Source organism: Mycobacterium sp. IDUB_36, from assembly GCF_055419225.1.
This window is the reverse complement of record NZ_JBVAXH010000001.1, coordinates 857,843-875,399: the sequence shown is the minus strand read 5'-3', so window position 1 is coordinate 875,399 and position 17,557 is coordinate 857,843. Positions and strand designations below refer to the sequence as shown.

The following is a 17,557-nucleotide window of genomic DNA, read 5'->3' as shown; positions in this document are numbered from 1 at the left end:
CTCCGGCAGCTTATTCGGCAGAATCGACGGCATGGTGGCCAACCCTCGAGCCGGTCAGCCGGCTCAACCTGAAGACCTTGTCGATCTGCCCCATCTGATCACCGCCTACTACACCGTGGAGCCCGATCCAGACGATGTGGCGCAACAAGTGGCCTTCGGGACGTCGGGGCACCGCGGATCCTCGTTGAACGGGGCGTTCAACGAGGCCCACATCGTGGCCATCACCCAGGCGATCGTCGAGTACCGCGCAGCGCAAGGCACCACCGGCCCGCTGTTCATCGGCCGGGACACACACGGCCTGTCCGAGCCGGCGTGGGCGTCGGCGTTGGAGGTGCTGATCGCCAACGACGTCGTCACCGCGGTCGACTCGGCCGACCGATACACACCTACCCCGGCGGTCAGCCACGCGATCCTGGCGTATAACCGAGGCCGCAGCGACGGGTTGGCCGACGGAATCGTCGTCACGCCCTCACACAACCCGCCCTACGACGGTGGCTTCAAATACAACCCGCCGCACGGCGGTCCGGCCGACACCGACGCGACCAACGCAATTGCCAAGCGCGCCAACGATATTCTCCGCAACGGCGAACGGGTCAGGCGAGTGCCGCTGGCCCGCGCGCTGCGGACCGTCCAGCGCCACGACTACCTGGATGCCTACGTCGCCGACCTGCCGAACGTGGTCGACATTGACATCATCCGCAAGGAGGGCATCCGGATCGGGGCCGACCCGCTCGGCGGTGCCAGCGTCGACTACTGGGCAGCGATCGCCGAGCGGCATCGTCTGAACATGTCCGTGGTCAACCCCCTGGTCGACGCCACGTGGCGGTTCATGACGCTCGACCACGACGGCAAGATCCGGATGGACTGCAGTTCCCCGGACGCGATGGCCTCCTTGATCGCCAACCGCGACCACTTCCAGATTGCCACCGGCAACGACGCGGACTCCGACCGGCACGGCATCGTTACGCCCGACGGCGGCCTGATGAACCCGAACCACTATCTGGCGGTGGCGATCGACTACCTCTACACGCATCGGCCGTCCTGGCCGCAGGGTGTGGCCGTCGGTAAGACGGCGGTCAGCTCGTCGATCATCGACCGCGCGGTCGCTGGTATCGGGCGCAAGCTGGTCGAGGTGCCGGTCGGGTTCAAGTGGTTCGTCGACGGCCTGATCGGCGGAACCATCGGGTTCGGCGGAGAAGAGTCGGCGGGAGCGTCGTTCTTGCGTCTCGATGGATCGGTGTGGACCACCGACAAGGACGGCATCATCCTGGCGCTGCTGGCCAGCGAGATCCTCGCGGTCACGGGGTCGAGCCCGTCGCAGCGCTACCGCGAGCTGACCGAGAAGTACGGCGCACCCACCTACGCCCGCCTCGACGCCCCGGCGAACCGCGAGCAAAAAGCTCGGCTCGCGAAGCTTTCACCGGACCAGGTCAGCGCTACCGAACTGGCCGGCGAAGAGATCACCGCCAAGCTGACGACCGCGCCCGGCAACGGCGCGGCGCTGGGCGGCTTGAAGGTCACCACCGCCAACGCGTGGTTCGCCGCGCGGCCGTCGGGCACCGAAGACGTCTACAAGATCTACGCCGAATCGTTTCGTGGCCCAGATCACTTATCCGACGTCCAGAGAGCTGCGCAACACGTTGTGGATAAAGTCATTGGATGATCCTCGTCGCCCCGCGTGCCCGCCTCACGGCGTGGCGCCGGGAACGCACGAGGCTCCCGCGTGAAGCGTGGGTGCTGATCGGGGCCAACGTCGTTTCGGCCCTGGGTTATGGCGTGGTGTCGCCGGTGCTGCCGGCGTTCGCCCGCACTTTTAATGTGAGCATGAGTTCGGTGACGCTGGCGATCACCATGTTCTCGGTCATGCGGCTGCTCTGCGCGCCGCCCAGCGGGTTGCTTGTCCAGCGTTTCGGGGAGCGCCCCGTGTATTTGGCCGGCTTGGTCGTCGGCGCCGTGGCCACCGGCGCGTGCGCATTCGTGCACAGTTTCTGGGAACTGTTGGTATTCCGCGCGATTGGTGGCATCGGGTCGACGATGTTCTTCATTTCCGCGCTGGGTCTGATGATTCGGATCAGCCCGGTTGATGCCCGCGGCAGGGTCGCCGGATTATTCGCCAGCTCGTTCCTGGTGGGCATGGTGGCCGGGCCGCTGATGGGCAGCTTCACAGCGGGATTGGGGCTGCGGGCCCCCTTTGTGATCTACGGCGCCGTGACGCTGGTGACTGCGGCGGTGGTTTCCTACAGCCTGCGACGCTCGACTCTGAGCGCTCCGGCCGAGGAGATCGAAGCCGAAGTGACGCTGCGTACCGCGTTGCGGCACCGCGCTTATCGATCCGCTCTGGCGTCCAACTTCGCGACGGGCTGGTCCGTGTTCGGCGTACGGATGGCGGTCGTGCCGTTGTTCGTCGCCGACGTATTCAACCGCGGGCCGCGAATGACCGGGTTGGTGCTGGCGGTATTTGCGGCGGGCAATGTCGCCGTGGTGCTGCCGAGTGGCTATCTGTCCGACCGAATCGGCCGGCGGCTGCTGTTGATCGGTGGACTGCTGGCGTCCGGAGTTGCCACCATCGGCATGGGTGCCTCGCCCACGTTGACACTGTTTCTGATCGCGGCGGGCTTCGCGGGCGCGACGTCGGGTGTCTTCGCCTCGCCGCAGCAGGCCGCCATCGCCGACATCCTGGGCAACGGGGCCCGGGCGGGCACCGCCGTCGCGGCGTTTCAGATGGTGGCCGATCTCGGCGCTATCGTCGGCGCGATCGCGGTCGGCCATATCGCCGAGCACGTCGGTTTCGGATGGGGATTCACCGTCAGCGGGCTGATCTTGATGGCCGCCGCGGTGGTCTGGGTGTTCGCGCCCGAGACCCAGTGCTCAGACCCTGTACCTGCACTGGATGACGCGGCCTGATCAGCGACTTTGAAGGCTGGCAGGCCGTGGTGTAACTTCGACAGGCACATCTTCGGGGCTATGGCGCAGTTGGTAGCGCACCACACTGGCAGTGTGGGGGTCAGGGGTTCGAATCCCCTTAGCTCCACCAGAGAAACCGCATTTCAGACGGCTGGATTCAGCAGCCGCGATCGCCTTTCCCGCGCGGCTGCGGAGCCGTTTGACTCCGGTCCTCTGCTGCGGTGAGAAGCGGGCCATCGCTACGGCGCTAGGTCGCGGGGTACCACCCGGGAACGAGTTCGGCGGGGCGCGGGTACGCCTTCAGATCGTCGATGTACGTCTCGTCGGTGGGCTGCACCGTCCAGTTCGGCCGGGCGTCGTAGTTGAAGTCGAAAGAGCACTTGCCGTCCGAGGAGGCGTTCAGGGTGACCGAGAGCCATGCGCCGCGACCCTGACTTGCCATCAGCTCCCGCAGCCGTTTCAGCGCGGTGATCATCGGAAGCGGGGACTTCACCACCTCCGTCTCACCGTTGGTGTAGGTGAGATAGACCTGGGACTCGGCGACCCGAGCGGCCTTGCGGTACTCAACGGTGCAACTGGACCAGCCGGTGGGTGGGAGCGAGTCGAACAACGCACGCACCACCGCGGTCTGCGCTTCGCCCTGCTGTACCAGGTACGGCGATTCGTCGGTCATCTCAACCTCTCTAGTTGTCGAAATGGTAGGTGCTCTTCAGCTGCCCGTCGACGTAGGTCTCGACGGAGTAGGTCTCGGGGCGCATCGAACCCTCTGGGTGGGCGATATCGACCTTGACCTGCACCTGTGATCCTGCGTCGGCGTAGGAGCGCCACTGCTGCTCCAGGTTGTAGTAGTCCCGCTGCCCGACAGCATTCAGGGTGTCGCGCATGGCCGTGATGTTGATGCCCTCGCCGGGCCCACCGAACTGCGTGCCGAAGATGTGCCCGCCATGATCACCTGGGAGACGGTCGTCCCCGCCGGCGATCCGCTGCTGATACGTGTTGCGGTCGCCCGGTTCGTGGGTGCTGTCGTAGTTCATCTCCGCGTGGTTCACCCGGCCGTTGGCGTCCGTTGTGTAATTGAACCTGTCGTCGACCGTGTAATGCGTCAGCGGCGCCGGATGGTTCAATTCTTGGTTCCATGCCCCGGGCCCGCCGGATTCGGCGCTGGTGTGGGTCAGTCCGTCGCCATGACCGGCTCCGGGTGGGGAAGCATCGACGTGGTGTTCTACCGGCGGTGGCGCGTCCGCGTGAGGCGTCGGCGTATCCAGGTGCGGGGTGGGGATGTCGTCGCCGTGTCTGACGGCGTCGACGAGGCCACCCAAGCCGTGGTGGGCCCAGCCGAGCAACTTGCCGCCCGGTATCAGACCGGCGGAGTCGAGGATCGCGTCGGTGCGTTCACCAGACCCGGCCTCACCCCAGTTGCCAAAGGTGCGAACGTCTTTGGCAACATCGGGGACGATTCCCAGGGTGTATTTGTTGATGTCGTGACTGGCGTCGGACAGACCCTTCGCGGCTTGGCTGGCGACGCTGGGCCCGGGTGGGAATGCTTGGACGTTGGCGTTGGGCGGTAGCGCCGGAGTGGGAATGGGTCGAGCCGCGCCGGTCGCGGCGGCGGACTTGTTGAGGTTGTCCAGGATCGCTGACTGCTCGGTCAGGGTGCGGCGGGCATCGAACACAGCTTGGCTAAGGGGGTCGGTGACATCGCGGCCCGGCCCGGAGCCGGGTCCCTGGGTGTAGGCCTGTGCTGCGGCGGCGTCGAGTTTGGCCTGTGCGGCGTCAAGGGCGCGACGGGCTTCGGCGACCTTGCCGGCTTGGCGGGCGATCACCGACGGGTCAGCGGCCACGATCGGATCGGTCAGCGGAGACTTGGTGTAACGGGGCCCGGTCGGATCGGGTCTGCCTTGGCCGGCCTGGCCCGGAGAAGGCGGTGGCTCGCCGGCAGGATTGCCGCCGGGGTTACCGGCTGGTGGCGACGGCGCACCAGCGGGGATGGGTGCGTCGCCGTCAGCCATGTTGATGGCGGCGGCGAGCTCGGCGTCGACCGCGTTGGCCTCGGTCAGGATCTTGTCCAGGCGGGGCTGCAGCTGCATCTTCGCCAGCTCTGCCTCCATCGGCGGCATCTTTTCCGCCGCGACGATCGTGTTGCTCGTCGCGTCGATCGTCATGTGCAGCTTGGTGGCATCGGCGCGCAGCGCCCGCAGTTCGGACTGCACATGTTCGATGTCATCGGCGGCCTTGCCTGCTGCCCGGGCTACGGCCAGGGACTCATTGCCGTGCGCATCGAGGTCTTGGCGGATTGCTGCGTTGGTGTGCTTTCTGGCCTCTGCTGTCGCGCCTTCCCAGGTGTCGAAGACACTAAGCGTGCCGAGCTGACGGGACGCCTCCAAGGTGGCATTGCCTCGGGACGTGGCGACATGGAAGACATCGCGCACCGCCCCGGCACTCCACCGCTCGATGTCGGCCACCGTGAGCGCCATGAGGGTCAGACCGAACCGGCGGGGCCCTCAGGGGCAGGGTGCAGCGCCTGCAAAGTCTTGGTGTGGGTCTGCTCCATCTCCGCGAAGCTGCGACCATCGTTGTGAAAATCCGTGGCGTGATTGCCGACATCAGTGATCAGCCTGCGCGAGGCCTCCAACCACGCCGCCGTCTTGGCGTTCAACGCCGTGCCCGAGCTGCCCACCCAGCCCGACTGAGCCGCGACAAGCTGGTCGTCGGACGACATGTGGGCCGTCGCCAGATCCTCACCCTGTCCGGTGACGTGCGCCGCCGAGGACGCCAAGGCCTCTAAGTCAACGCGGAAATTGCTGCTGTTCGCCATGGTCACCATCTTGTCGGCAATGCCGACAATGGGACAACAGCTGAGTGTCCAGCGCAAGTCACCGCTTTTGGGTGACACGAGTGAGGGAGCGTGTGTTGCAACGACGAGAAGAGTCTTTGCACACTCGGTACCCTCTGCGGTGCGGCTGGACGCGTTCGTCCGCCATAGGGTCGAACCCCGATGGACCGCATGACCCCCAAGATCCCGCGCGTTTGATGATCGTGCGCCATGGTTGAGCGGTGCAGCCGCAATATCCGTACGACTCTGGGCACCAGCCTGGCGACCCCCCGCCCGTTCCGCCGAAGCGGCACACGACCGTCGACATCACCCTGACCGTCATCTTGTCCGTGCTCGCGGGAACCAGCGCCCTGGCAGCCGCGGTGTTCTCCCTCTTCGTCCTCGCCTTTGATAATTTGCGTGCGTTGTACCTACTCATTTTCGGCGGGATCGGCATCGCAGTCGCAATCGGTTTCGTAGGTGTCATCATTGCGGCCAACGGCGAGCGGACGATGTGGATCTGGCCCGCGGCGTCGATTGTGTTAATCGCTCTCTCGATGTTGCTGTTAGCGACCCCTTTTATGGCTGAGACGTGAGCACAAGCACGGTCAGTCCACGGTGAGTTCGGTTGGCGTTTAGTCGCAGTTGCCAACGAGCCGATGCGCCCGGCTTGTGCCTATCGGCGACCGTGCCATCTCGCCTCTGCGGCGCTGTCGGCCGCGGTCAGTCCGACAACCAGCGGGCGGCAGCCTCCGCGGTATCTTCCGGCTCCGTGTTGAACGCAATCGGTGTGCCGGGCGCGGTCTTGCGCACGGCGTTGACCACCACCTCGAGCAGCCAGGTGCTCTTTGGTGGAAGCCGAATGCCGCCGCCGATCACCACGCAGTCATAGTGCGCGGTGGCCAAGCGCTGCTCCAACATGAGGCCGCCTGCTTCGTCGGGCGAGATCATGCACGGCTCGCCCCGCCAGCCCCGCTCTCCGATCTTGGCGAGGCCGACTGCAATCCCGGCGTTTATTTTCTCGGCGTCGAGACCTGGCGGCAGGGCGGGATCGGAGTAGTCCACCGTTTCCGGTAGTTGCCCGACAAACAAGACTCGTTTCATCTCTGTTGCTCCTTGTGATCGATTTACGTCAGAAATGCCGTGGCCGCAATGTCGTACACCGCAGCCTGCCTTGCTTGCACGGCCGTGCGCCCAGTCGCGAAGGACCGCTGAGCCGCTTCGTGCGGCGGCGTCCGACCCGGTGCTCCTAAGCCTCGACGGGTCAGTCCATCTTGATCATCGAGATGTACATCTCGACAATCGGCCGGTACAGATCGACGCTGTCGAGCTGGCTGCCTAGGACGATCGAGTCACTTGTGGCCACGAGTACTTGAGCGAATGTCAGTGGTGGTATCAGCAGCGAGCCGCCCAGTCGGTCGACGCCGGCACTGATGAACCTGGCCAGCGCCTCGACCACTTCTAACCTTCTGCTCGCTACTCGTTCCCGTGCATCGGGATTGCGAAGCAGATACAGAGTGAACTCGTGGCCCAGCGCGGCGTGTTCGGCGCCGCGGTCGCGGCTCAGTTGACTCCAACGCTCGGCGATTTCGTCGAGCTCGCGGGCGCCGACCTTGGAAGCCTCGGCCATGACTTCAGTGAAGTTGTCGAAGTATCGACGCCAGTAACGATCACTGACCGCGAGGAAAAGATCTTCCTTGGTTGAAAAATGCTTGTAGATAGCCCCTTTGGTGTAGCCGGCGGCACTAGCGATGTCATCCAATGTCGCGGCCAAGAAGCCCTTGACGCCAAAGACCTCTTCGGCAGCGTCGATGAGTAGCGAGCGGGTGTGGGCCAAGCGTCGCTCTCGCGTCCAACGCTCCACCATGCGATCGGATTCTGCCAGACCTTCTGGAAACTATTACGTATTTCAGATACTACTCAGTATATTGGTTGTGCGGCGGGAGTCGTTGGTCAGCGATCCGGCGTACCTAAGGTGCGGCGGCCGACCGGAAGGGAGTCGCGGAAGATGGGCGAACTGTCGCGTGAAGCAATGTCGGTAGGCGTGGCAGAACCGGACGGGCCGATCCAGTCCAAGGTCAAACCGGTCACTGTGTGGGCCGCAGTCGGCGGAGCGCTACTCGTCCTTCAGCTGTATGTATGGGTCAGGTGGATCAGCGGCCCCTATTTCGAGCAAGTGCCGTCGGGTCCGAGTGATCCACCGATGTACATGAAGGTGCCTCTGGTCGCGAACGCGATTTGCGCCAGTGTCGGTCTGCCACTTTCGGTGTGGTGGTTCATCATCCGGCCGTGGCGACGCGAACGACGGATCACTCTCGACGGCATGCTCCTGGTGTCATGTGGCTTGATCTTTTTCCAGGATCCGCTGTTGAACTACCTCAACACCTGGTGCACCTACAACACCTGGAACTTCAACCGGGGTTCGTGGTCGTCGAACATTCCCGGCTGGGTGTCACCCGAGGCGCCTGGCCACCAGGTCGCCGAACCGCTGCTGACCAATACTCCGGGCTATGCCCTCAACCTGTTGTTCATCATCATGGGCTGCTGGGTGATGCGCCAAGTGAAGTCCCGCTTGCCACACGTCAGCAACATCACGTTGATCGGTGTCGTGTACGCGTTCAACATTGTCGTCGACTTCATCATGGAAGGCCTGATCATGCTTCCGATCGGGTTCTACGTGTACCCGGGAGCAATCCGCGCGCTGTCTATCAACGCAGGCACCTACTACCAGTGGCCCATCTATGAAGGGATGATGTGGGGCGGCGTACTGACCGGTATGTGCTGCCTGAGATATTTCACCGACGATCGCGGACGGACCATCGCCGAGCGCGAGATCGACCGTCTGCAAGGTAGTTTCGTCACGACGCAACTCGTCCGGTTCCTGGCTGTCTTCGCTGCGGTAAGCGCGTGCTTCTTCATTTGCTACAACCTTCCGGCGCAATGGCTTGCCATGCACGCCGACCCCTGGCCCGCGGATGTTCAAAAGCGCTCCTATTTCAACGGAGGTATCTGCGGCGACGGGACCGCTCAACCGTGTCCCAATCCCGTGCTGCCGATACCGACTAAGCGCTCCGGTTATATCGATATCGACGGACACCTCGTGCTGCCCACGGGGGCCGATCTGCCGAAAGTCGTTCCAACTCAGCCGGGCAGGTGAAGCGTTGACCGACGCTCGCGCGACTCCGGTCGAGTCATCAGTGCCCACAATGCATTACCGTGCATCCGGCGACGAGGTCGACGTATTCCGGGCGGCTGCGCGCCGCGGTCTGCCGGTGTTGTTGAAGGGTCCAACCGGCTGCGGCAAGACTCGTTTCGTCGAGGCCATGGCGCGCGAGTCGGGCCGCGAACTGATCACCGTCGCGGGCCATGAGGACATGACGTCGGCCGATTTGGTCGGCCGCTTCCTGCTCAAAGGTGGCGAAACTGTCTGGGCTGATGGGCCTTTGACGCGGGCCGTCCGCCGAGGCGCGATTTGCTACCTAGACGAGGTCGTAGAGGCACGCCAAGACACCGTGGTGGTCATTCACCCGCTGGCCGATCACCGCCGTGAACTCAATGTCGACCGGCTGGGCCTGAAGCTGCAGGCGGCGCCCGGGTTTCAGTTGGTGATCTCGTACAACCCTGGGTACCAGAGCGTCCTGAAGGACCTTAAGGTGTCGACCCGTCAGCGATTCGTCGGAATCGAGCTGGGGTTCCCGACCGCCGACGTCGAGGCGGACGTGGTCGCCCACGAGTCCGGGATCGATCTCGACATCGCGCAGAAGCTGGTCAAGGTCGCGAACTCGATACGCAATCTGACGGGATCGCCACTCACGGAAGGGGCGTCGACGCGAACGCTGATCCTTGCCGGTGAGCTCATCGCCGAAGGGCTGAGTGTTCGGCGCGCCGCGCAATCAGCAATCGTGGAAATCCTTTCTGACGACCGAGACATGGTGAAAGCGCTCGGCGAGCTTGTCGACGCAGTCCTGCCACCGACGTGATTGAAGCGGGTGCCCAAGAGACGGGTCGCTTCCGCCTACTTGCCACCTCGGTAGCCGGCAGGGCTCTCGAAGTGGCCAGAGCGAAACCGGGGGAGGCCGCTCACACCGACGGGCGGGCCATTTTCGTTCCCGCAGGAACTCCCTTCGATCAGCGTCGTCAGGTCCTCGTGCAGAGCGCCCTTCTTGGCGCCGGAAGCCTGGATGGGCAACGAATCCGAGCGTTGCGAGGCCGCCCAATCCGTGCACGCCGCTACCTTGCGCTGGAAGGGTTCCGGACGTTGTACGAGTTGGCGCAGCAACTTCCACTCGCCGCCGCACACAGCGCCGACGTCCGACCTATGACCGTCACGGCCGACGAGTCCCTCGCTGTCGCGAAAAGCCGGAGAGCCGTCCCTGAGCCGCCTGATTGGTTCGGCGTCATCCAACCGCCGCTTCTGCTGAAAGATCCCGACACCGACCGCCATTCGCCAGTCAAGGACCCACAATTCGCGATCGGCGCCACGGAGGCCGTCGAGTCCGAGGACGATCCAAACCAGAACCGTCGGGGGAGTGCACTTCTTAGACTGTTCGAGAACCCACTCATGAGTTCGCGGGTGATGTCCAATTTCTTGCGCAAGTTGTTCGGCACGGCGCGGTCGGACGGCGAGGACACCGCTGGAGCAGAACTGAACATCGAAGTCAGCCGCCGTGCAGACCGGGTCGGCGCGCAAGCACGGGCTCAGTCAATCGCGAGCACCCCTGACCGAGGCAAGCTCCTCGCGGTCCGGGGGGTGCGTGCCGCGCTGTACCCAGAGTGGGATACGTTCCGCGGCCGCTACCGATCCGAATGGTGCCGGGTTCTCGAGTATCCGATGACGGGCCGGGCCGGAATTGCGATCTCTGATCCCTCGATCGACCTGGTGCTTCGAAAAAGGCTGTTAGGCCTGGCACTTGGGCCACGCATGCTGCGACGGCGCCCCCAGGGAGAGGACCTCGACACCGAAGCCCTTGTTGATTTCGTCGCCGACCTTCGCGCTGGGCAGAATCCGTCCCAGAGCGTGTACGCCGAACGCCGGACAGTCGCTCGCGAGCTTGGTGTCCTTTTGCTGCTCGACGCGTCGGGATCGGTCACCGAATCCGACCAGTCGGGTCGCGCCGTCCACGAGCACCAGCGACGCGCCGCTGCGACATTGGTCAACACTCTGCAGGAAGTCGGCGACCGCGTCGCGCTGTACGCGTTTCGGTCAGAGGGGCGACGCTCGGTCCACCTGCTTGAGGTCAAAGAATTCGGAGAGCGGTTCGGTGCAGTGAGCCGCGGACGGCTCGACAAGCTTCAGCCATCGGGATACACGCGCCTGGGCGCCGCGATTCGTGGTGCCGCCGCCATTCTCAAGACTCAGGCAGGTACGCCACATCGTCTGCTCCTCATCCTGTCCGATGGCGCCCCGTACGACCAGGGTTACGAGGGGCGGTACGCAGAAGCCGACACTTGTAAGGCCCTGGAAGAGGTGCGGTCGGATGGAATGGCTGTCCTGTGCCTGGCCGTCGGGAGTCCGACCGCCCCGCACGAACACGACAGCGTCTATGGCTCCGCAAGTCATGTCAGCGCCGCAACATTGGCCGAACTCAGCCCACGAATGGATGAGCTGTTCCTTCTCGCTCTCCGCGAAGTCTCGGCAACGTCAAGAAGTAGGTGAGTCGCTGAAAATCTACGAATCTCCGGCGATCGCAATTGATTTGGTCTCGAGATAGCCGTCCAGGCCCTCAGGTCCGAGTTCGCGGCCATAGCCGCTGCCCTTGACCCCGCCGAACGGGGCGAACGGGTCCATGGTGTAACCCTGATTGATACCAACCGTTCCGGTACGGATGCGGGATCCGACGGCAAGGGCCCGCGCTGTGTCATCGGACCAGACTGAGCCGGCCAGGCCGTAGTCGGAGTCGTTGGCGATGGCGACGGCCTGGTCTTCGTCGCGGTAGGGGATGACGGTGATGACCGGCCCGAAAATCTCTTCGCGCGCAATGCGCATGGAGTTGTCGGCCCAGGCGAAAAGAGTGGGCCGGACGTACCAGCCGGTGTCCAGCCCGTCGGGCATACTGGCGCCGCCGGTAATCATGTGCGCACCTTCGCTTTCGCCGATCTCGATGTATGTACGAACCCGTTGCTGCTGACGCTGGGATACGAGCGGCCCCAGTTGGGTATCAGGGTTGCTAGGGTCACCGACCACAAGGCTCGCCATCTCGGCGCGCAGCGCATCCACGAATTCGTCGTGCTGTGCTTCAGGTACCAGGACGCGGGTGAGGGCATTGCAGATCTGGCCACTGTTCGACAGGCTCGCGGATCGGACTCCGGTGGCGACCTTGTGGGGCGCGGCATCGTCGAGAACGATCGCCGCGGACTTGCCACCGAGTTCGAGGCTCACCTTGGTCAGGTTGGCGGCACAAGCGCCGGCGACGGCGCGGCCGGTCGCCGTCGATCCGGTGAAGGACACTTTGTCCACTCCAGGATGGGAGACAAGCGCTTCACCGATGGCGCTACCGCCGACGACGATATTGACCAAGCCGTCTGCGAGCCCTGCTTCGCTGAGTATTTCACCCAAAAGCAGTGCGTCTAGCGGGCTTTCGGGCGCAGGTTTGAGTATCACTGCGCAGCCGGCCAATAGTGCAGGCACAAGTTTGGTGATGATCAGAAATTGGGGCATGTTCCACGGCGCGACTGCGGCGACGACACCGACGGGCTCTTTGGCAACGCGTACGTCGGGCCCGAAGAACCCGCGTCGATCCTCCTGCCAGGTGTACCTCTCAGCCAGGTCGCAGAACGCCCGGATCATCATCGCGGGCAGCCCGACGTGAGCGCGTTGAGCAAAGCTGATGGGAGCGCCGATCTCGGCGCTGATGGTGTTCGCCATCTCACTGCGTCGCCGGTCGTAGATGTCGGCCAGGCGACGGATCGAGTTGATCCGTTCTGCGGGTTCGCCATGGCGCCAGACGCCTGAGTCGAAAGCCGTCCGCGCTGCCGTGACGGCGTGGTCCACTTGCTCGCGCGTCGAGGCTGCAACTTCGGCGATGACATCTTCCGTGTGCGGCGAGATGACCCGCAGAAAGTGGGCCTCGTCAGGTACCGGCATAAGCGCCTCCATGCGCAGTATCAACTACTTGCTATTGCTCTGCTCACGTTATACCGTCGGCTCCGCGGGCCTGTAACGACCAGCGCATCACGGTTGTCAGTCGCAGGCCTTGGCTCGATCGGACTGCAGAGGAGCGATGATGGCTCGTTTTCCGAAGCCGGCAGAGGGAAGCTGGACAGAGCATTACCCCGAACTCGGCACGGCTCCGGTCTCCTACGAGGATTCCATCAGTCCCGAGATCCACGACCTGGAACGCGAGGCGATTTTCAAGCGGGCTTGGTTGAATGTCGGCCGGGTCGAGCAGGTTCCGCGCAAAGGCAGCTATTTCACCAAGGAACTGAAAGTCGTCAACACGTCGATCATCCTGGTCCGCACCGGATCCGGCGACATCAAGGCCTATCACAACGTGTGTCGGCATCGCGGCAACAAGCTGGTGTGGAACGACATGCCGCTGGAGGAGACCAAAGGGACGTGCAGGCAGTTCACCTGCAAATACCATGCCTGGCGGTATGACCTCGACGGAAACCTGACCTTCGTTCAGCAGGAAAGCGAATTCTTCGACCTCGACAAGAGCCGTTACGGGCTGGTTCCTGTGCACTGCGAAGTGTGGGAGGGGTTCATCTTCGTCAACTTCGCAAAAAAGCCGGACCAACCTCTGCGAGAATTCCTCGGACCGATGGTGGCTGCCCTGGAGGGCTACCCATTCGACAAAATGACATCGCGCTGGTGCTACCGCTCTGAAGTGAAGGCGAACTGGAAGCTCTACATGGACGCGTTCCAGGAGTTCTATCACGCGCCGGTGCTGCATGCGAACCAGTCGCCGACCGCATACTCAAAAGCTGCCGCCCAGGCGGGCTTCGAAGCTCCGCATTATCGCCTCGACGGTCCGCACCGGCTGGTCAGCACATCAGGTGTGCGGGCCTGGGAGATGGCCGCCGAGATGCGTAAGCCGATCGAGGACATTTGTCAGAGTGGCCTGTTCGGCCCCTGGGGCAAACCCGATCTGGGGCCGATGCCGACCGGACTGAATCCGGCCAAATGCGAACCGTGGGGCCTGGATTCGTTCCAATTGTTCCCGAATTTCGTCATCCTGTTCTGGGGCCAAGGCTGGTATCTGACGTATCACTACTGGCCAACGTCTTTCAACAGTCACGTTTTCGAGGGCACGCTGTATTTCCCGGCGCCGCGAACCCCGCGTGAGCGGGTGGCCCAAGAGTTGGCCGCCGTCTCGTTCAAGGAGTACGGCTTACAGGACGCGAACACGCTCGAGGCAACGCAGTCGATGATCGAATCGCGGGTGATTGACACGTTCGTGCTCAACGATCAGGAAATTCTCCTGCGGCACTTACACAAAGAGACCGCGGCATGGATCGAGGACTATCGGCGGGCCACCACGGTGGGGGTGTGAGCAACGTGCTTCCGGTCGAGTTCGCCGATCTTGAACGGTTCGCGCAGTGGTGTTTGCCGAGCGAGCCCGCGCGCTATGCCAAGCGGCTCGGCAGTTCCATGGTTGAGATGAAGGCGTTCTATGACGCCATCACGCCTCGCGCCGAAGAAGCCCTGACGTATTGCGACAAGTTCCCGCTCGACGACTTACCCGACGACGTTCAGAATCTGATGCATCTGCTCTACTCGATGATCATGGTGTCGTTCCCGGTGGAGTGCTGGAAGCAGCCCCGCGTCCCCGACTCTGGTGCCTCGACGTTGGATTGCATTTACGAGCCCGCCCCGTGACCGACGTAACCGTTCTGCGGGCGGCGCGATGGGCGGACGTCGCGGCGGGCCAAATCCGCACTCCGGCAGTGCTGGTGATCGAGGGAACCCGTATCTCTGCCATCAATCCGGCAGCGCCGCTGCCGGATTCGGCGACGATCGTGGATCTGGGTGATGTGACGCTCTTGCCGGGTCTGATGGACATGGAGCTGAACCTGCTCATCGGGGGGCCCGGTGGTCCCGAAGGTCTGCCGTCACCGATGCACGGGGTCCAAGACGATCCCGCCTACCGGACACTGCGCGGAGCGGTGAATGCGCGCACCACGTTGGAGGCGGGTTTCACCACAGTCCGCAATCTCGGCCTGATGGTGAAGACCGGGGGCTACCTCCTCGACGTCGCGTTGCAGCGCGCCATCGACCAGGGCTGGCACATAGGGCCGCGAATCTATCCCGCCGGCCATGCCGTCACCCCCTACGGCGGGCATCTTGACCCGACTGTCTTTCAGCGGATGGCTCCGGGCATCATGCCCCTCTCGATCGGCGAGGGCATCGCCAACGGCGTGCCCGACGTGATCGCTTGTGTCCGATACCAGGTCCGCCACGGGGCCAAGTTGATCAAGGTGTCGGCATCCGGCGGTGTGATGTCGCACAGCACGGCCCCGGGTGCGCAGCAATACTCCGATGCCGAATTTGCCGCGATCGCCGATGAGGCGCATCGAGCGGGTGTGCGAGTGGCCGCGCATGCGATCGGCGACAGCGCAATTCGGGCCTGTATCCGCGCCGGAATCGACTGCATCGAGCACGGTTTTCTCGCCAGCGACGAGACCATCCAGATGATGGTCGATCACGGCACGTTCCTGGTGTCGACCACATATCTCACCGAAGCCATGGCCATCGACCGCATTGCACCGGAGTTGCGCAAAAAAGCTCTCGAGGTTTTCCCTCGGGCGAAAGCCATGCTGCCGAAGGCAATTGCCGCCGGCGTCCGGATCGCGTGTGGCACCGATGCGCCGGCGATCCCACACGGTCAGAATGCCAAAGAGCTTGGTGCATTGGTGGATCGCGGCATGACACCGGCGCAGGCGATCAAGGCCGCGACGATGGTGGCTGCCGAACTGGTCGAGGCCGACGGTGAGCTGGGCCAGTTGGCGCCGGGCTATCTGGCCGACATCATCGCCGTGCCGGGTGATCCGTTTGCCGACGTCGCGGCCACCCTCGATGTCCGGTTTGTCATGAAAGACGGGCAGATCTTCACGGCCCCTGCCGCATGATCAGCAGCGCCGTCGCGAGGCGAGCCCACACTCTGGGCCGCGACGTGGGATAACGTCGAGTTGTGGCTGATCAGCGTTCACGCAAGCAAAGCCCGCAGACCGCGAGCGCGCCGGCAGGTCTGGAGCTCACCGACAACATTCTCTGGCTACTCAAGCAGGCCTTCTATTACTCGCTGACCACCATCAACGACGCGATGAAGGTGCACGGTGTCAGCACCGCCCAGATCGGTGTACTGCGCCAACTCGCCAACGAACCCGGCCTCTCCGGCGCCGAATTGGCCAGGCGCCTTCTGATCAGCCCCCAGGGCGTGCAGCTTGCTCTCACTGCGCTGGCGCGGCGGGGCCTCGTCGAGCGCACACAGGACCCCCAGCACGCGCGCATCCTGCGGGCATCTCTCACCGACGCGGGTGGCAAGGTCGCTGAAACGGTTGTCAGCGATGCGATTTCGGCGCATCAGGAGGTATTCGGTGTCCTCACCGACGACGAGCAGCAGACGCTGCGCGAGTTGCTGGGGCGCGTGGTCGAGAAGGGCACCGGTCACGAGCTGTTCACCGATCATGTCGACGGCTGATCCGCGCCTGCTGCCGCCGAGTATCTAGTACTTGAGATAAGTCGCAAGTAGTTGATACTCTGCGATGGATGAGCGACGAAAGTGCGCCGGCGACCGCTGGTCAGTTGTCAGGCATCGACACTGTCGGGTCGGTACCCGACGAGATCGTTGTTGTACTGGACAAGCGCAAGACAACAGCGAGGTACGCGGTTGGTGACACGATCTTGCAGACGGCTCGCATGGCGGGTCTCAGTGCGCCATCGTCATGTGAAACCGGCTCGTGCGCAACGTGTATGGCGCGCATCACCGAGGGCAGCGCCCGGATGCTCAACAACGACGCGCTCGACGAGGACGAGGTGAATGAGGGCTGGGTTCTGACGTGTCAGGCGCTGCCTACCAGCCGCACGCTGCGGGTTGAATACGAGTGAGCGGCAAAGACAATGACCGCAAGGCCCCGGTAATGAACAAGGTAGCGGTGGTCACTGGCGGCGCCTCGGGTATGGGTGAAGCAACGTGCCACGAATTAGGCCGACGTGGACTGAAGGTAGCCGTCCTCGATCTCAACGAGTCTGCCGCACAACGCGTCACCGATGACATACGCGCCCAGGGCACCACAGCCCTTGGACATGGCGTCGACGTGACCGACCGCGCAGCGGTGGAACATGCCTTCGCGAAGGTGCGCAGCGAGCTGGGTCCGGTCACGGTTTTGGTGACCAGCGCCGGCATGTTCGACTTCTCTCCGTTCGCAGACATCAGCATCGAAGCCTGGAACCGCATCATCGACGTCAATCTGACCGGAACCTTCCATTGCTGCCAGGTCGCACTGCCGGACATGGTGTACGCGCAATGGGGCCGGATCGTGATGATTTCTTCGTCCAGTGCCCAGCGAGGCTCCCCGTTCGCGGCCCACTACGCCGCGTCGAAAGGGGCGGTGATGACGCTGACCAAGTCGCTCGCCCGCGAATACGCCGAACACGGAATCACGGTCAACAACATCCCGCCTTCGGGCATCGAGACACCGATGCAACACGCGGGCCAGGCCGCCGGGCACCTGCCGTCCAACGAACAGATGGCCAGCAGCATTCCGCTGGGCTACCTGGGTACCGGGGCGGACATCGCGGCGGCGGTGGGATTTCTGTGCTCAGAAGAGGCGCGCTACATCACCGGCCAAACCCTCGGAGTCAACGGCGGAGCGGTGATGTGAACCCAACAAGGGCAAGAG

Annotated in this window: 17 protein-coding genes, 1 tRNA gene and 1 pseudogene; 13 read left to right on the top strand and 6 right to left on the bottom strand. The window is 63.7% G+C overall.

Annotated elements, in window-relative coordinates:
* Positions 1 to 31 precede the first annotated feature (31 nt).
* From pgm to ACZYW1_RS04230, 3 genes are all read left to right on the top strand, one after another.
* A complete protein-coding gene (gene pgm, locus ACZYW1_RS04240; protein ID WP_463783529.1) occupies positions 32 to 1,663 on the top strand; it encodes a phosphoglucomutase (alpha-D-glucose-1,6-bisphosphate-dependent) in 1,632 nt (543 codons plus the stop codon).
* Positions 1,660 to 2,904 (top strand): MFS transporter, encoded by a 1,245-nt coding sequence (locus ACZYW1_RS04235; RefSeq protein WP_463783527.1) that lies wholly within the window; start codon positions 1,660 to 1,662, stop codon positions 2,902 to 2,904. Before pgm ends, ACZYW1_RS04235 begins: the two co-directional genes overlap by 4 nt.
* Before the next feature lie 54 nt (positions 2,905 to 2,958).
* Positions 2,959 to 3,034, top strand: a tRNA-Ala gene (locus ACZYW1_RS04230).
* A 117-nt stretch (positions 3,035 to 3,151) separates the two neighbouring features.
* Here ACZYW1_RS04230 and ACZYW1_RS04225 read toward each other — a convergent pair.
* Genes ACZYW1_RS04225 through ACZYW1_RS04215 form a run of 3 tightly spaced genes read right to left on the bottom strand, consistent with a single transcriptional unit; the run spans position 3,152 to position 5,719 of the window.
* Positions 3,152 to 3,577 carry an immunity protein YezG family protein gene (locus ACZYW1_RS04225; RefSeq protein ID WP_463783526.1) on the bottom strand — a complete coding sequence of 142 codons (426 nt, stop codon included), beginning with the start codon at positions 3,575 to 3,577 and terminating at the stop codon, positions 3,152 to 3,154.
* Between the two features lie 10 nt (positions 3,578 to 3,587).
* On the bottom strand, positions 3,588 to 5,378 hold the full coding sequence (locus ACZYW1_RS04220; protein WP_463783524.1) for a DNA/RNA non-specific endonuclease: 1,791 nt from the start codon (positions 5,376 to 5,378) through the stop codon (positions 3,588 to 3,590).
* Positions 5,379 to 5,383: 5 nt separating this feature from the next.
* Positions 5,384 to 5,719 carry a WXG100 family type VII secretion target gene (locus tag ACZYW1_RS04215; protein ID WP_463783522.1) on the bottom strand — a complete coding sequence of 112 codons (336 nt, stop codon included), beginning with the start codon at positions 5,717 to 5,719 and terminating at the stop codon, positions 5,384 to 5,386.
* A gap of 239 nt (positions 5,720 to 5,958) precedes the next feature.
* Between ACZYW1_RS04215 and ACZYW1_RS04210 the strand changes: the two genes are divergently transcribed.
* A complete protein-coding gene (locus ACZYW1_RS04210; RefSeq protein ID WP_463783521.1) occupies positions 5,959 to 6,312 on the top strand; it encodes a hypothetical protein in 354 nt (117 codons plus the stop codon).
* Between the two features lie 127 nt (positions 6,313 to 6,439).
* Here ACZYW1_RS04210 and ACZYW1_RS04205 read toward each other — a convergent pair whose 3' ends face one another.
* Together ACZYW1_RS04205 and ACZYW1_RS04200 are read right to left on the bottom strand one after the other, a co-directional pair.
* The gene (locus ACZYW1_RS04205) at positions 6,440 to 6,820 is read right to left on the bottom strand and encodes a hypothetical protein (RefSeq protein WP_463783520.1); all 381 of its coding nucleotides are present in this window, start codon (positions 6,818 to 6,820) and stop codon (positions 6,440 to 6,442) included.
* Positions 6,821 to 6,980: 160 nt separating this feature from the next.
* The gene (locus tag ACZYW1_RS04200; protein WP_463783518.1) at positions 6,981 to 7,583 is read right to left on the bottom strand and encodes a TetR/AcrR family transcriptional regulator; all 603 of its coding nucleotides are present in this window, start codon (positions 7,581 to 7,583) and stop codon (positions 6,981 to 6,983) included.
* A 141-nt stretch (positions 7,584 to 7,724) separates the two neighbouring features.
* Between ACZYW1_RS04200 and ACZYW1_RS04195 the strand changes: the two genes are divergently transcribed.
* From ACZYW1_RS04195 to ACZYW1_RS04185, 3 genes are all read left to right on the top strand, one after another.
* A complete protein-coding gene (locus ACZYW1_RS04195) occupies positions 7,725 to 8,873 on the top strand; it encodes a spirocyclase AveC family protein (RefSeq protein WP_463787675.1) in 1,149 nt (382 codons plus the stop codon).
* A 49-nt stretch (positions 8,874 to 8,922) separates the two neighbouring features.
* The gene (locus tag ACZYW1_RS04190; protein WP_463783516.1) at positions 8,923 to 9,696 is read left to right on the top strand and encodes an AAA family ATPase; all 774 of its coding nucleotides are present in this window, start codon (positions 8,923 to 8,925) and stop codon (positions 9,694 to 9,696) included.
* Positions 9,697 to 10,034: 338 nt separating this feature from the next.
* The gene (locus ACZYW1_RS04185; protein WP_463783515.1) at positions 10,035 to 11,372 is read left to right on the top strand and encodes a nitric oxide reductase activation protein NorD; all 1,338 of its coding nucleotides are present in this window, start codon (positions 10,035 to 10,037) and stop codon (positions 11,370 to 11,372) included.
* Positions 11,373 to 11,384: 12 nt separating this feature from the next.
* On the opposite strand, the gene ACZYW1_RS04180 is transcribed toward ACZYW1_RS04185, so the two are convergent.
* Positions 11,385 to 12,800, bottom strand: coding sequence for an aldehyde dehydrogenase (locus ACZYW1_RS04180; protein ID WP_463783513.1), 1,416 nt, complete (start codon positions 12,798 to 12,800; stop codon positions 11,385 to 11,387).
* Positions 12,801 to 12,939: 139 nt separating this feature from the next.
* Between ACZYW1_RS04180 and ACZYW1_RS04175 the strand changes: the two genes are divergently transcribed.
* From ACZYW1_RS04175 to ACZYW1_RS04150, 6 genes and pseudogenes are all read left to right on the top strand, one after another.
* Positions 12,940 to 14,208: an aromatic ring-hydroxylating oxygenase subunit alpha gene (locus tag ACZYW1_RS04175; protein WP_463783511.1), complete on the top strand. Its 1,269-nt coding sequence runs from the start codon at positions 12,940 to 12,942 to the stop codon at positions 14,206 to 14,208.
* Entirely contained in the window at positions 14,205 to 14,534 is a 330-nt protein-coding gene (locus ACZYW1_RS04170; protein ID WP_463783509.1) for a hypothetical protein, read from the top strand. The genes ACZYW1_RS04175 and ACZYW1_RS04170 overlap by 4 nt, the downstream gene beginning before the upstream one ends.
* Complete coding sequence (locus ACZYW1_RS04165; protein ID WP_463783507.1) at positions 14,531 to 15,784, top strand: metal-dependent hydrolase family protein; 1,254 nt, start codon at positions 14,531 to 14,533, stop codon at positions 15,782 to 15,784. The genes ACZYW1_RS04170 and ACZYW1_RS04165 overlap by 4 nt, the downstream gene beginning before the upstream one ends.
* Positions 15,785 to 15,903: 119 nt before the next feature.
* Positions 15,904 to 16,356, top strand: coding sequence for a MarR family winged helix-turn-helix transcriptional regulator (locus ACZYW1_RS04160; RefSeq protein WP_463787674.1), 453 nt, complete (start codon positions 15,904 to 15,906; stop codon positions 16,354 to 16,356).
* Positions 16,357 to 16,490: 134 nt separating this feature from the next.
* A pseudogene (locus ACZYW1_RS04155) lies at positions 16,491 to 16,763 on the top strand (2Fe-2S iron-sulfur cluster-binding protein); the annotation flags it as partial.
* 32 nt (positions 16,764 to 16,795) lie between these two features.
* Positions 16,796 to 17,539, top strand: coding sequence for an SDR family NAD(P)-dependent oxidoreductase (locus tag ACZYW1_RS04150; RefSeq protein ID WP_463783504.1), 744 nt, complete (start codon positions 16,796 to 16,798; stop codon positions 17,537 to 17,539).
* The last annotated feature ends 18 nt before the right edge of the window (positions 17,540 to 17,557 follow it).

What these genes read in the sequence shown, in the direction of transcription:
- ACZYW1_RS04185 (WP_463783515.1), top strand. Translation starts at nt 10,035, where the DNA reads ATGACCGTCACGGCCGACGAGTCCCTCGCTGTCGCGAAAAGCCGGAGA.
- ACZYW1_RS04205 (WP_463783520.1), bottom strand. Translation starts at nt 6,820, where the DNA reads ATGAAACGAGTCTTGTTTGTCGGGCAACTACCGGAAACGGTGGACTAC.
- ACZYW1_RS04225 (WP_463783526.1), bottom strand. Translation starts at nt 3,577, where the DNA reads ATGACCGACGAATCGCCGTACCTGGTACAGCAGGGCGAAGCGCAGACC.
- ACZYW1_RS04215 (WP_463783522.1), bottom strand. Translation starts at nt 5,719, where the DNA reads ATGGCGAACAGCAGCAATTTCCGCGTTGACTTAGAGGCCTTGGCGTCC.
- ACZYW1_RS04150 (WP_463783504.1), top strand. Translation starts at nt 16,796, where the DNA reads ATGAACAAGGTAGCGGTGGTCACTGGCGGCGCCTCGGGTATGGGTGAA.
- ACZYW1_RS04220 (WP_463783524.1), bottom strand. Translation starts at nt 5,378, where the DNA reads ATGGCGCTCACGGTGGCCGACATCGAGCGGTGGAGTGCCGGGGCGGTG.
- ACZYW1_RS04180 (WP_463783513.1), bottom strand. Translation starts at nt 12,800, where the DNA reads ATGCCGGTACCTGACGAGGCCCACTTTCTGCGGGTCATCTCGCCGCAC.
- ACZYW1_RS04190 (WP_463783516.1), top strand. Translation starts at nt 8,923, where the DNA reads ATGCATTACCGTGCATCCGGCGACGAGGTCGACGTATTCCGGGCGGCT.
- ACZYW1_RS04195 (WP_463787675.1), top strand. Translation starts at nt 7,725, where the DNA reads ATGGGCGAACTGTCGCGTGAAGCAATGTCGGTAGGCGTGGCAGAACCG.
- ACZYW1_RS04235 (WP_463783527.1), top strand. Translation starts at nt 1,660, where the DNA reads ATGATCCTCGTCGCCCCGCGTGCCCGCCTCACGGCGTGGCGCCGGGAA.
- pgm (WP_463783529.1), top strand. Translation starts at nt 32, where the DNA reads ATGGTGGCCAACCCTCGAGCCGGTCAGCCGGCTCAACCTGAAGACCTT.
- ACZYW1_RS04200 (WP_463783518.1), bottom strand. Translation starts at nt 7,583, where the DNA reads ATGGTGGAGCGTTGGACGCGAGAGCGACGCTTGGCCCACACCCGCTCG.
- ACZYW1_RS04175 (WP_463783511.1), top strand. Translation starts at nt 12,940, where the DNA reads ATGGCTCGTTTTCCGAAGCCGGCAGAGGGAAGCTGGACAGAGCATTAC.